This is a genomic window from Novosphingobium sp. Fuku2-ISO-50, from assembly GCF_001519055.1.
GTDB lineage: Bacteria > Pseudomonadota > Alphaproteobacteria > Sphingomonadales > Sphingomonadaceae > Novosphingobium.
Map to the genome: position 1 here is coordinate 18,287 of NZ_KQ954288.1, position 12,734 is coordinate 31,020.

At 62.2% G+C, this 12,734-nt stretch carries 13 protein-coding genes; 6 read left to right on the forward strand and 7 right to left on the reverse strand.

The genetic code is table 11. The annotated features are described in order from the left end of the window. Positions 1-86: 86 nt before the first annotated feature. Positions 87-2,048 (reverse strand): DUF2075 domain-containing protein, encoded by a 1,962-nt coding sequence (locus AQZ50_RS07310; protein WP_067744835.1) that lies wholly within the window; start codon positions 2,046-2,048, stop codon positions 87-89. A 188-nt stretch (positions 2,049-2,236) separates the two neighbouring features. Between AQZ50_RS07310 and AQZ50_RS07315 the strand changes: the two genes are divergently transcribed. Together AQZ50_RS07315 and AQZ50_RS07320 are read left to right on the forward strand one after the other, a co-directional pair. Beyond that, the gene (locus AQZ50_RS07315) at positions 2,237-4,315 is read left to right on the forward strand and encodes a RecQ family ATP-dependent DNA helicase (protein WP_067744839.1); all 2,079 of its coding nucleotides are present in this window, start codon (positions 2,237-2,239) and stop codon (positions 4,313-4,315) included. Continuing rightward, positions 4,312-5,307 (forward strand): DNA-processing protein DprA, encoded by a 996-nt coding sequence (locus AQZ50_RS07320; protein WP_082703485.1) that lies wholly within the window; start codon positions 4,312-4,314, stop codon positions 5,305-5,307. The genes AQZ50_RS07315 and AQZ50_RS07320 overlap by 4 nt, the downstream gene beginning before the upstream one ends. A 26-nt stretch (positions 5,308-5,333) precedes the next feature. On the opposite strand, the gene AQZ50_RS07325 is transcribed toward AQZ50_RS07320, so the two are convergent. Further along, positions 5,334-5,513, reverse strand: a complete 180-nt coding sequence (locus AQZ50_RS07325) for an SANT/Myb-like DNA-binding domain-containing protein (protein ID WP_067744841.1) — start codon at positions 5,511-5,513, stop codon at positions 5,334-5,336. Between the two features lie 184 nt (positions 5,514-5,697). Between AQZ50_RS07325 and AQZ50_RS07330 the strand changes: the two genes are divergently transcribed. Next, positions 5,698-6,396, forward strand: a complete 699-nt coding sequence (locus tag AQZ50_RS07330; RefSeq protein ID WP_197412411.1) for a sulfite exporter TauE/SafE family protein — start codon at positions 5,698-5,700, stop codon at positions 6,394-6,396. A 157-nt stretch (positions 6,397-6,553) separates the two neighbouring features. Continuing rightward, entirely contained in the window at positions 6,554-6,829 is a 276-nt protein-coding gene (locus tag AQZ50_RS07335) for an HU family DNA-binding protein (RefSeq protein ID WP_067744846.1), read from the forward strand. Between the two features lie 212 nt (positions 6,830-7,041). Here the strand turns inward: AQZ50_RS07335 and AQZ50_RS07340 are convergent, their stop codons facing one another. The 4 genes from AQZ50_RS07340 to AQZ50_RS20380 all read right to left on the reverse strand — a co-directional run bounded on the left by AQZ50_RS07340 (position 7,042) and on the right by AQZ50_RS20380 (position 9,703). Beyond that, a complete protein-coding gene (locus AQZ50_RS07340; protein WP_067744848.1) occupies positions 7,042-7,713 on the reverse strand; it encodes a trimeric intracellular cation channel family protein in 672 nt (223 codons plus the stop codon). A 138-nt stretch (positions 7,714-7,851) separates the two neighbouring features. After that, the gene (locus AQZ50_RS07345; RefSeq protein ID WP_231730153.1) at positions 7,852-8,283 is read right to left on the reverse strand and encodes an NADPH-dependent FMN reductase; all 432 of its coding nucleotides are present in this window, start codon (positions 8,281-8,283) and stop codon (positions 7,852-7,854) included. Further along, a complete protein-coding gene (locus AQZ50_RS20915; protein ID WP_231730154.1) occupies positions 8,276-8,428 on the reverse strand; it encodes an NADPH-dependent FMN reductase family protein in 153 nt (50 codons plus the stop codon). The genes AQZ50_RS07345 and AQZ50_RS20915 overlap by 8 nt, the downstream gene beginning before the upstream one ends. Positions 8,429-8,668: 240 nt before the next feature. Beyond that, a complete protein-coding gene (locus AQZ50_RS20380; RefSeq protein WP_156427268.1) occupies positions 8,669-9,703 on the reverse strand; it encodes a helix-turn-helix domain-containing protein in 1,035 nt (344 codons plus the stop codon). On the opposite strand from AQZ50_RS20380, the gene AQZ50_RS07355 reads away from it, so the two are divergent. Further along, a complete protein-coding gene (locus AQZ50_RS07355; protein WP_067744854.1) occupies positions 9,697-10,863 on the forward strand; it encodes a cytochrome P450 in 1,167 nt (388 codons plus the stop codon). The genes AQZ50_RS20380 and AQZ50_RS07355 overlap by 7 nt on opposite strands. A gap of 221 nt (positions 10,864-11,084) precedes the next feature. Here AQZ50_RS07355 and AQZ50_RS07360 read toward each other — a convergent pair whose 3' ends face one another. After that, entirely contained in the window at positions 11,085-11,954 is an 870-nt protein-coding gene (locus AQZ50_RS07360) for a toll/interleukin-1 receptor domain-containing protein (protein WP_231730155.1), read from the reverse strand. A gap of 97 nt (positions 11,955-12,051) precedes the next feature. Here AQZ50_RS07360 and AQZ50_RS07365 point away from each other — a divergent pair, with 97 nt between their 5' ends. Further along, positions 12,052-12,714: a hypothetical protein gene (locus tag AQZ50_RS07365; protein ID WP_067744856.1), complete on the forward strand. Its 663-nt coding sequence runs from the start codon at positions 12,052-12,054 to the stop codon at positions 12,712-12,714. Positions 12,715-12,734: the final 20 nt, after the last annotated feature.

The following is a 12,734-nucleotide window of genomic DNA, read 5'->3' on the forward strand; positions in this document are numbered from 1 at the left end:
CGAGGGGGCACTGTCGGCAGAGCGCCGTCGCAATATTGGCTCACCTCAGTTTGCGAGGACGCCACATTCCTGACCAACAACTGCGTTCAATCGAGCGCTGGCAGCCCACAACGCTTCAAGAAGCCGAATGTCCCGTCATAAAAACAGCCTGGCCGCGTCCAATCGTCTGCATCACCGTCTGGAACGACGATAATCATCCCTTGCCGCGCGCGCGTCAGGATCACGCGGTAGGCATTTTTCAAATAGAGCCGCCGATTCATTTCTCTCACTGACTGCCACTTACGACCTTTGAAAGCTTGGCAAACCCACTCATCGCCATTGTGATGGAAATCGCCATCCCAACACACGCCCATCCAATCGAGTTCCAGTCCCTGGACGTCGAATTCACTCGCAACTTCTTCCAGATAAAAGGAAGAGCGCACGTCCATAGCATCATTGAGAAACCAATTGGGTGGATCGATCGCGGCTTTGACGTAAACCCCGATCGGCCGAAGGCGCTGTGCGCCAGATGATGCGACTAAGCCAAAGCGCTCTGTGCCGCGCGCTTGTTGACGTAGCCACGCCCGCGCCACGCCCAGCTCCCGGGTCAGATAGATCGGGTAGGTTTCACGGATCTGATCATACGCCGATCGTGCGGCATCGGGATCATTGTCTACGATGTAACCAACAAAATCGGACAAAGCTTCTGCGCGAAAGGAGCGCATCGACACCGCGAGGTGTAAATGCACATCTTGACGTACGCGCGATGAAGCCAGGAATTGGCGGACATCAGTCCCCGCACTATAATCCGGAAGCGTAATGCGCGGCGAAACATGCACGGTCCAATGCGGAAAGCGGGCCTCAATGGCATGAATCCACTCTGAAATTCCAGCTTCGCCCGTGTTAATCTCTTGCCCGCCACCAACCAAGCAAACGATCGCACACCAATCCGGATGCCGATCCATGACGCTGATGAGAAACTCGGGCTCTGACACATCAAAATCTGACTGTCCGCGCTTGCGCTGCATGAACGAAGACGCCTGCTCACGCGTCCACGCTCGCTGAGCTTCATCGAACACCACAACTTTTTCTGTAGGTACGTCGGCATTGCCAACGTAGTGATCACGAAAATGATGGATGTTCTGGACAAAACTGCGCACGGCACGTTCTGCTTGGGCCTTTGAAACGCCTTCGCGGACAGCTTTATCGCGCGCCAGTGCTTCGCGCAGCACATCCACCAAAGGCCCATTGCCCGAAAGAAACACGGCATGTTCGTCCAAATGTTCTTCAGATCGCCGGGTAGCGATATTGAGTCCCGCTAACGTTTTTCCAGAGCCAGGAACGCCAGTGACAAAACAAATCGCCTTTTGCCCCAAGCTCCGCGCCTTGTCGATCACCGCGCTTACGCTGGCACTGGTCTCTTGCAGATTCTTCGCGCTGGCGTCGGAACGGGCAATATCGACAACACTATGCGTGCGATACAGCGTTTGAGCTGCCTCGATAATCGTGGGGGTTGGCTTGTACCCCGCATCCAACCAACCCTGTTCGTCAATCGCCGCAAACGCTTGGCCCTCCAAAACATCGCGCACAAGGTGCTCAATGCCCGCTGCATTCGTCCGTAGCGGGGCTGCTACCATGTCATCTGCGAATTCAAGTCGCTGACGCTCCGACGACAACGCATTCGTGGCGATCAAAACCGGCGCAATCGGCAATAAGTGGCTGCCTTCATGGAAATTCTTGAGATCGAGCGCATAGTCCTCGACTTGAGCCAGAGCCTCGCGCCCATAGTCTTGCGCACCAACTTTGAACTCGAGAACAAAAACCACCCCGCCAATCAGAGCGACCGCATCGGCGCGTTTACCCATGCGCGGAACGTAACACTCCAAAAGTAGCGTTCCAGCGAACGTCGACAATGCGTACTTCAAAATATTTATTTGCTCAGACCATGCAAAGCGTTGCTGTATATCAAGAGCATGATGGTGATGGCTAGTTAGAACGCCCAATATTCGATCATCATTATCGGCGCAAAACTGAGCGATGGGAGCTAGATAATATGCCTTCACACTCATCGCTCACGTATCCCTGGCTTGACCGCAGCCAACGTCACCTTTGTCAGGCATGGGATGCAGGAAATTAGTCGATCCGGAAGAATACGTTAATCCGGTTATGAACTCTACCAGCAAGTTGCACTCCCGACAAACGCCTTACACAGAGTCGCGCTCGCTTTCGGAGCGCAGACGGCATAGTGAGCCCAGCGATGACCTATGATCCGCAACGCGCGCTGGAATTGCTTCGGATCGGCTCCGGTCGGGCCGATGCGACGTTTCGCGACGGGCAGGAAGACGCGATCCGGCATGTTGTCGAAGGGCGCGGGCGGCTGTTGGTCGTGCAAAAGACCGGGTGGGGCAAAAGTTTCGTCTATTTCATTGCCACGAAATTGCTGCGCAAGGCGGGCAGTGGCCCGGCGCTGTTGATTTCGCCGTTGCTGTCGCTGATGCGGAACCAGATTGCCGCAGCCGAACGCATGGGCGTTCGCGCCGCCACGATCAATTCGGACAATGTCGACGAATGGCGCGATGTCGAGGCCCGGCTGGCAAGCGGCGATATCGACATCCTGCTGATTTCGCCAGAGCGACTGGCTAACGAGCGGTTCCGCGCGCATGTTCTGGCCGGGATGGCCGCGCGCATCGCCATGCTGGTCATCGACGAGGCGCATTGCATTTCCGACTGGGGCCACGATTTTCGCCCGCATTACCGCCTGCTCGAACGGATCGTCAAAACGCTTCCGCCCAATTTGCGCCTGCTCGCCACGACAGCGACCGCGAATGACCGCGTGATGGGCGATCTTGCCGATGTGCTCGGGCCAAACCTTGCCGTTTCACGCGGCGACCTGAACCGGGCCTCGCTTTCGCTGCAGACGATCCGCCTGCCGAGCCAGGCCGAGCGTCTTGCCTGGCTGGCCGAACGCCTGGCCACGCTGCCGGGGCACGGGATCATCTATACGTTGACCGTGCGCGATGCCCATCTGGTCGCCGACTGGCTCAAGACCCGGGGCTTTGCCGTCGAGGCCTATACCGGACAATCGGGCGCACTTCGCGAAGACCTCGAAGACGCGCTGATCGCCAATCGGGTCAAGGCGCTGGTGGCCACGACCGCGCTGGGCATGGGCTATGACAAGCCCGATCTGGCCTTTGTCATCCATTACCAGATGCCGGGCTCGGTGGTCGCCTATTACCAGCAAGTCGGACGCGCCGGGCGCGCGCTGCCTGCAGCCTATGGCGTGCTGCTCAGCGGTCAGGAAGAAGCGGACATCAACGCCTGGTTCATCCGCAGCGCCTTTCCCACGCGCGCCGAAGTCGCCGAAGTGCTGCACGCGCTTGAGCAAGCGGACAATGGTCTGTCGATCCCCGAACTGCTTGGCCGCGTCAATCTGAGCATGGGGCGCATCGACAAGACGATCGCCCTGCTTGCGCTCGAATCGCCCGCGCCGATCGCCAAGCAGGGCACCCGGTGGCAATTGACCGCAGCCGAACTGAGCGACGGATTCTGGGCGCGCGCCGAACGGCTGACGCAATTGCGGCATGATGAAAACCGGCAGATGCAGGACTATGTCGCCCTGGCCTTTGGCGAACACATGGGCTTTCTGATCCGCGCGCTCGATGGCGATCCCGGCCTGGTCACCGCGCCGACGCTCCCGCCGCTGCCGACCGCGATCAGCGCCGCCATCACGCAGGATGCCATCGCCTTTTTGCGCCGGACCAGCCTGCCGGTCGAGCCGCGCAAGAAATGGCCGGTCGGCGGCATGCCGCAATACCGCATCAACGGAGCGATTGCCGCAGGGCGACAGGCGATGCCGGGAAAAGCCCTGTGCTTTTGGGGCGATGCCGGTTGGGGCAGCCTTGTCCGCCAAGGCAAAATTCATGACGCCCGGTTTGCCGATGATCTGGTTCAGGCCTGTGCGACGATGATCCGCGAATGGAACCCCCAGCCCCGGCCAAGCTGGGTGACCTGCGTTCCATCGCTGCGCCATCCCGTCCTCGTTCCCGATTTTGCCGCGCGGCTGGCGGCGGCACTGGGCCTGCCGTTTCATCCGGCCATCGTCAGGACCGATCCCAGGCCCGAACAGAAGACCATGGCCAACAGCACGCAACAGGCGCGCAACCTCGACGGTTCGCTCGCGCTCGCAGGGCCTCCGCTGCCGGGCGGGCCGGTCATCCTGATCGACGATCTGGTCGATTCCCGCTGGACTTTGACCGTCGCCGCCTGGCTGTTGCGTCAGGGCGGCAGCGGCGCGGTCTGGCCCGTGGCGCTCGCGCAGACGGGACATGATCAATGACCGGCGCATTGTCCCCCAATACCCAGGCCATCCTGCTGCTCACCGCCCCGCTGATGCTTGGGCGCAGCAAATCGTCATCGGACCTGCTGACACCCGGAGAATACAATCGCCTCGCCCGTCATTTGCGCGATCTGCAACGCCAGCCCGCGGACCTCATCGCGCCCGACGCGGCGGACCTGCTGCGGGCCTGCCGTGCGGTGATCGACGAAGCGCGCCTGCGACGCCTTTTGGAGCGCGGCTTTCTGCTCGGGCAGGTTGTCGAGCATTGGCAAGCCCGCGCCATCTGGGTGATCAGCCGCGCCGATCCGGAATATCCCCGGCGGCTGAAAGCGCGTCTGCGCGAGGATGCCCCGACCATCCTCTATGGCTGCGGCAACAAGGCGCTGATCGAAACGGGCGGGCTGGCCGTGGTCGGATCGCGCCATGTGGACGAGGCCTTGATCGGCTATACGACGGCGGTCGGCGGGCTGGCGGCGGGCGCCGAGCGGACGATCGTTTCGGGGGGGGCCAAAGGGATCGATCAGGCCGCGATGCACGGCGCGCTCGAAGCCGGTGGCAGGGCGCTTGGCATTCTGGCCGACAGTCTGGAAAAAACGGCCATGAACCGCGCCTGTCGCGGCCCCTTGCGCGAAGGGCGCCTGCTGCTGCTGTCACCTTATGACCCGAGCGCCGGATTCGCCGTCGGCAACGCCATGCAGCGCAACAAGCTGATCTATGCGCTGGCCGATGCAGCGCTGGTGATCAGTGCCGATCCGAACAAGGGCGGCACCTGGGCCGGCGCCGTGGAGCAGCTTGACACGTTGCGGTTCGTGCCCGTCTTTGCGCGCTCGACGGGTGCGCCATCGCCCGGCCTCGACGCCTTGTGCGGCAAAGGCGCAATGGCCTGGCCAGACCCGCAAGACAGCGACGCGCTAAACGCGGTTTTCGCCGTGACACAGCCCGCGCCCGCATCGTCGGGCCAGACCGATCTGCCGCTCCTTTTCCGCGACTGACTCTGTTCAGCGCAGCTTGGCCCCGTTCAGCGCAGCTTCGCTATGCCCAATTGATCGGCCTTGGCACGGTCTTTGACGGATTCCTCACTGCGCGTCAGGGCCTTGGCAATCGCCTTGAGCGCCATGCCCTTCTTCGCCAAAGCATGCAGCTTCTGGATCTCGTCGGCAGTCCAGGGCTGCCGATGTCTTTCGAACGGTTTGGTCATCGCCGGAACCTAGCCCACGTGGGGGATCTTTTCCAGCGCAGCCATGGGCATTCCGACAGGGAGCTTGCCGCGCAGTGCAAAAGTTCACCTGGCATCACGGGCAACTTGGTGCCAGGTAAAACCTCGTGAATCAGCAACGCCACCCCCGCCTTCAGAGCCAACGCGCCGCAACGCGCCTGTCGCCATGCTCACAAATCTGAGTTTTGCAGGTGGGTTCGTCATGGGCCTGGTCAGCAGCCTGCATTGCATCGGCATGTGCGGCGGCATCTCGACCGCCATCGTCCTGTCGCTGGATCCGGACAAGGGCCTGGCGCGCCGGATCGAATTGACAGCCAGTGCCCAGGCCGGTCGGGTGTTGTCCTATACGCTGGCCGGTTGCCTGGTCGGCGCGCTGGGGGCGGGCGCGCTGGGGCATCTCGATCACCCGTTGCTGTACCGCGTGTTGCGATCGGCGGCGGCGCTGGCGCTGGGCTGGATGGGCCTGTCGATGACCGGGCTGGCGCCGCGCATCCGGCCGCTCGACAACGCCTTCCTCGCCATTTCGGAAAACATGGGCAAGCTGCAGCGCCGATTGCCCTTCGGATCGCGGTCGGCGGCCTTGCTGTCGGGCATGGCGTGGGGATTCGTGCCTTGCGGCATGGTCTATGGCGCGCTGTTTTTTGCGATGGCAACCGGCTCGCCCCTCGCCGCCGCCCGGCTCATGGCGGGATTCGGCCTTGGCACGGTCCCCCTGCTCGCCGTCGGGACCATCGCCGCCGGATCGCTGCGCCCCCTGGCCCGGCATCCGGGCATCCAGATCGCCGCCGGCCTCCTGCTGGTGGCCCTTGCCGCATCGACAGCGATGATTCGGCCCGAAACCATCGCCGCGATGTGCGGTATTTGATGCATGCACCTTCAGGCGGCGGGCGATTGACACTAGCCCAGCGCCCTGCGGTTGATATCACCAGGATATTGCCGGGTGTCCGGGCTATCGGTGCGTGGATTTTCGCGCGCTTTGCCGCTAGCGGTGTCTGTTCCTCTATCCAGGGAAGTTTCAAGCGATGAACAACAATGACCTTGCCGATACCATTGCGGCCGCACACGGGCTGACCAAGGCCGATGCGCGCAAGCTCGTCGACAGCGTGTTTGCCGAGATTGCCGAAGCAGCAGCCAAAGGCGATGAAATCAGCCTGAACGGCTTCGGCAAGTTCAAGGTGAAGGCGACCGAGGCCCGCGAAGGTCGCAATCCGTCGACCGGGGCGACCATCCAGATTGCGGCTTCGAAGAAGCTGACATTCGCGCCCGCCAAGGCCGTGAAGGACAAATTGAACGGCTAATCCGACAGAAGCGCCCTGCCTGCTGCAGGGCGCTTCTGGACCAGGGCCTTTGCCAGCACGCTGCGCGACGCCGAAGTCCGCATCGGTATGGATGGCCAAGAGCGCTGGATGGACGCCATCTTCATCGAGCGCCTCTGGCGATCCCCGAAGTACGATTGCGCCTGTCTCCCTGCCTTCGAGACCGGATCGGGCAATCAGAAGGCGGGACCGCCTCATTCCCCATCGGGAGATGCCGGCAAATCGCGTCCATGCGCGACCGGCAGATGCCATCCCCGGCGGATCGCCATCACCCGCAGACCAAAGCAGACCAGTCCTCCCGCAAGTGCGATGATGACGACGGGAAGGTGCAGCCGGCTGCCGCCCACCACGACCGCCGCGCCGGCCAGAGCCGCAACCGCATAAAGATCCGAACGAAGCACGGCCGGAACTTCAGCGAGAAGCACGTCGCGCGCAACACCGCCGCCAATGCCGGTCAACATCCCCAGCAGCGCAGCCATGACCGGGCTCAAGCCATATGACATCGCCTTCTCCGTCCCCGCGACGGCGAACAGGGCCAAGCCTGCAGCATCGAGCATGCGAACCGGATTGCGCAATTTCTCGATCACCGACGACCAGAAGAAACACAGCACACCCGCCGATATCGATACCGCAAGATAGCGCCAATCCTTCAGCGCGGCGGGCGGCACGGCGCCGATCAGCAAATCGCGCGTGATCCCGCCAAAAGTGGCGGCCGCAAAGGACAGGACAAGAATACCGAAGATATCGAGCCGCCGCCTCACACCGGCCATCGCCCCGCTGAGCGCAAAGGCGAATGTGCCCCCAAGGTCCAGGGCGGTAACCAACGTTCCCAATAGCTCACGCGCAGCCGGGGCCTCAATCGTCATCGGAAGAAAGTCCAAAACGCGTCATGCGGCCGCGTTCCATGCCGGCGACCGTTGCGTAACAGGCCCGCGACGCCGGTTTTGCCGATGCCGCGTCAAGAGGCCAGCCTGAGAAATGCTCATGGAACATGCCCCTGCTGTTTACGCGTCCTTCGGCAGAGTCGATACCACTCTGGCGACGAACGTGTGAAACGCCTCCATATAATGCCGCAGAAACGTTTCGGTCGAGGCGACGGTGACCTCGCCCGCGTCGTTGATCAGGCCAGGCGTGAAGTGGATATAGGCCTCGGGCGCGTTCATCTGGGGTGAGTTGCAAAAGCCAAGTACGCTGCGCAGGCTCTGCTGCGCAACTGCGGTGCCGATCGCACCGGGCGACGCGCCGATAACGGCCGACGGCTTGTTGGCGAAGCTGTTGGTGCCATAAGGCCGACTCGCCCAGTCGATCGCGTTTTTCAGCCCGCCGGGAATGGAGCGATTATATTCGGGTGTGACGAACAGCAGTGCATCGACAGCCTTGAGCGCATCTTTGAATGCCCTTGCCGACTGCGGAAAATCGGCGTCGTAATCAATCATAGCTGTAGAGCGGCAACTCCGCGAACGATATTTCAGAGAACGTGAGGTTTTCGGGGGCCAGTCGAATGAGCGCCCCGGCAAGCTTGCGATTGATCGATTCCCGCGCGAGGCTGCCGATGAGGTAGCCGACCTTATAGTGCTTCATGTCATGACTTTCCGTGTGTGGGACCAAGGGGAAGCAGTCGCAAGGTATCACCGATCCGCAGCCGTTTCTGCCTGATTATCCGTCTGATACCAAGGTGCGATGATCCGGCCAGCCATCCCTCTCGTCCCGCGTCGGCGCGTCGATCCCGAACACGGGATGACGTCATTCCGCCAGAAAGTCCACCACAGCGTCCATGTCGCGCTCCGGCGCTTCAACATGGGAAAGATGCGCCGCATGGCTTTACGCCGAGGTCTGGAACCAGGCATTGTCGCGCCGGAAGGCACTGGCCGTCATCCCGACGCGCTGCTTGAAAAAGCGCGAGAAATAGGCCGGATCTGCAAACCCCAGATGCTCCGCGATCTGGCCGATACCGGCCGACGTGTAAGTCAGCGACCGCATCGCTTCCAGCAAGAGCCGATCACGCACCACTTCACCGGGCGCCTTCAGCAACACGGTCCGGCAGGCACGGGTCAGCGTCGGCACCGTCGTACCCAACTGGTCCGCATAGCGATCGACGCTCCAGCCTTGTCGAAACGTGCGGTCGACCAGTCCGCGAAACCGCAACGCCAGCGCTTCGGATCGCCCATTGGCCTGCGCCGCGCCCTCGGAACCGGCCATCGCAGCACCAGCCAGCGCCAGGACAAGGCCCAGGTGCGCGGCAAGGCAAGCCGACAGCGGCCCCGACCATGCGTCCCCGCTTTCCTGCGCAAGGTCGGCAAACAGCGCGCTCAAACGACTTGCCCGCCGATCGACCCCGCCCTCACCCGCGCCCAGACATTGCATGCTCACCGCGCTGCCGAGCGGCGCGGCATCGAAAACCCAGGCGATGCGCGGATCGTGCAGCAAGTCGTGAGCCAGCGACAGCACCCAGCCCTCGGCATCATCGTCAAAGCGGAACGCATGGATGCATCCGCTGGGCAATATCACCAGAGAAACCGGGGCCAGGTCGCACCGCCGACCGTCATACGCCAGTTCGCCCGCTCCGCGCTCCAACAGAAGTAATTGAAAAATGCCAGGATGTGCGTGGGGGGCGATAGTCCATTCGTGCAGGCGAGAGCGTGCCGAGATCGTTTCGATATGCAGAAATTCGGGGCGGAGATCCCCGCTCCCCTCCCCATAAAGCGCATAACGCGTAACAGATCCAGCAGCCGTCATACTTTGGGAAGTATCGTGCCGATTGATCGAAAAGTCCAATTCTTTGCGCGAAATCGGTATCGGCGAACGTCGGATTTTCACGCATGACGATGCCCATAAGCCAAGGAGAGGCCATGACATTCCGTTTCGACCCTTATTCGCCGCTGATCGATGCCGATCCTTTCCCCGCCTACAAGGTGCTGCGCGACGAACACCCGTGTTTCTGGAGCGAAGAAGCCGGCATGTGGGTGCTGTCGCGCTATGACGACATCCTTGCCGCGCTGACCAACTGGAAACTCTATTCCTCTGCCAACGGCAATCTGATCGACGAGTTCCCCGGCCGCGCCGGAGCGACGCTCGGCAGTTCCGATCCGCCACGCCACGACCGCTTGCGCGCGCTGATCCAGTCGGCCATGACCAAGCGCGCGCTCGATCATGTGCTCGACCCCGCGCGCGCCTCGATCCGCGCCCACCTTGCGGCGGTCAAGGCTGGCGACAGCTTTGATTTCGTCAACGACCTCGGCTCGAAAGTGACGGTGGACCTGCTGTTCTACCTCTTTGCGCTGCCGCGCGAGGGCGCCGAACAGGTCCGCGAAAATGCCGTGCTGATGGTGCAGACCGACCCGGTTACCCGCCAGAAGACCGAGGCGCACCTTGCCGCCTTTCGCTGGATGGCCGACTATGCCGAGCGCCTGGTTGCCGATCGCAAGAAGCATCCCGGCGATGACCTGCTGTCCAATTTCATCACCGCCGAAGTCGATGGTGAAAAGCTGCTCGACCGCGAAGTTCAGCTGACCGTCACGACACTGATCATGGCCGGAATCGAGAGCCTGTCGGGCTTCATGGGCATGTTTGCGCTCAACCTCGCCGATTATCCCGACGCCCGCCGGGCGCTCGCGGCAGACCCGGCGCTGATCCCCGATGCGATGGAAGAATCGCTGCGCTTCAACACCTCGGCGCAGCGGTTCAAGCGCTGTGTCACGCAGGACATCGCGCTTCACGGCCAGACCATGAAGGCAGGCGATTTCGTGATGCTCGCCTATGGCTCGGCCAACCGCGACGAACGCATGTTTGCCGATCCCGATGTCTATGACATCACCCGGCGGCCCAAGCGCCATCTCGGCTTTGGCGGCGGCGTACATTCCTGCCTCGGCTCGATGCTGGCGCGCGTCGCCTGCCAGATCGTGTTCGAGGAATTCCTCGCCGCCATTCCGGAATTCAGCCGTATCGACAAGACGCTGCCGTGGGTGCCTTCATCGAATTTCCGCAGTCCCAAATCCCTGATGCTTGCAAAGGGCTGAGCGACTGCTTCAATTGACACATTGTTCATCCGCTTTTCGGCAAGCCGTGCCCATGTTGCCGCCATTGCGGCGGCCGCATACATGCGCCGACAACGACAATTCTGCCAAGGCGGCGCCAGGGGCCATTCGCCGCTAGTGGATTGTTTTTGACATTTGCATCCCGCCATCCGGATAGCACGGTCGCAAATGTCAGAATCGGACCACTAGCAGATCCGCGGTTGTCAGCGCGGCTTGCGCGGATGGCCCCTGTGTGGGGCGGGCGGGCAATCCTGCCCCACGAAATTGCGGATCTGTTCGGCGGCCTGCTGGGCAAGCCAGGTTCGCCGTTCCGCGAAGTCTCGCGCAGCGATCGCATCATTGCGTTCCTTGATGGCGATTTTTTGCGCTGTTTCGGCGGCGTTGCGCTCGTGCAGCGCAAGGCGGGCATAGCTGAACGCGGCCAGCGTCAAACCGCTGAGCACCAGAATCATGATAAGCGACGCACTGCTGTAGATCGCGGCGAAAGTACGGCGGCGGCGCTGTTCGCGATCGTACAGCCGGTCGTAAGGCACGCCCAAAAGCCCGGCGATCAGCTTGAGCGCAACCAACCGCCGTTCAAGGGTTTGCATATCCGGCGCGAGTGGTTCCATCGGTCGGGTGCGGTCGGATTGTCCTTGCGCATCGCTTTCCCACAGCAGCGCATCGGGAAAGCAGGCCTGCTCTCCCTCCCCCGGTGTGCCGCTGGCGATGACCGCAAAAACCGGTCGATCGGGATAGAGCCGCTTGAAGGTGCGGATTTCGCTGTCGACCCATTGCGACCTGCGGGCAGCAGGCGAACAGATCACCAGCAAGGCGCGCGACCGCGCCAGCGCCTCTTCCAGCCGAGGGCCGAGCGCAGTCGCGCCCGCAAGCTCATCTTCGTCACGAAACACAGGACGCAACCGTGGCGGGACAGCGCCATATTCGCCCTCAAGCCCCACCAGAGCGCGCGGCACGCGGAAGTTTTCGACGGCGCGGTGCAGCCAGCGGGCAGTGCCGATGTCATGATGGCTGTAACTGATGAAAGCAGCAAATTCGCGCGGAGCGAACGCCCCGGCAACGCCTGTCGCCATCCCGGCGATCCGCGTGCCCAGCGATGCAAGTGGATTGCCGGGGACAGATGCGCTATCTCCGCGTGAAACGTTTCCCGTTTGAGTGGAGTTGTGCGCCATGGTCCGATACCTAGCAGCACGCCTTGCGGTCACGGCAACCATTTTTGCAATTGCTCCGGCGACCGCACAAACCGCGCCCCCGGCCGACGCAACGGCCGCACTCCAGCCATCTGCCGCTGCCGACCCGTTCGAACAGGCCATGGCAGCGCGCGCCACGGCCGATTATGCCCGTCGCAACCACGACCCTCTGGCCATGTTGACTGCGGCGAGGATGTTGGGCGAAGTCCCCGTCAGCGGCGATCAGGGCGATGCCGGTTTTACCCCCAAAGCACTCTATGCCGAGGCTCGCACGCTGGCCGATGGCAATGACCTCTTGCTTCAGCAGATTACTGTCGCCGAATCCAACAGTGCGCGCGGGGTGCTGTCCTCGGCGTTCGGCAGTGGGCTGGTGCGGCGCGTGCTCATGGTCAGCCCGCGCGCCGCCTATCAATTCGTGGTCAATGCCAAAGGGGGCGAACGACTGCGGCTTGGTGCGATCGGCGCGCCGGGCACAGCCCTGTTGATGCGCATGCTCGATCAGTTCGGCAAGACTGTCTGCCTTGACGATCATGGGGATTATGCCCCCGTCTGCCAGCTTACACCGACCGTCGACGCCCGCTTTCGCGTCGATATCCAGAACAAGAGCGAACAATCGAGCCAGACCGTCGTCCTGAGCAATTGATGCAGACCATTCCATGGCAT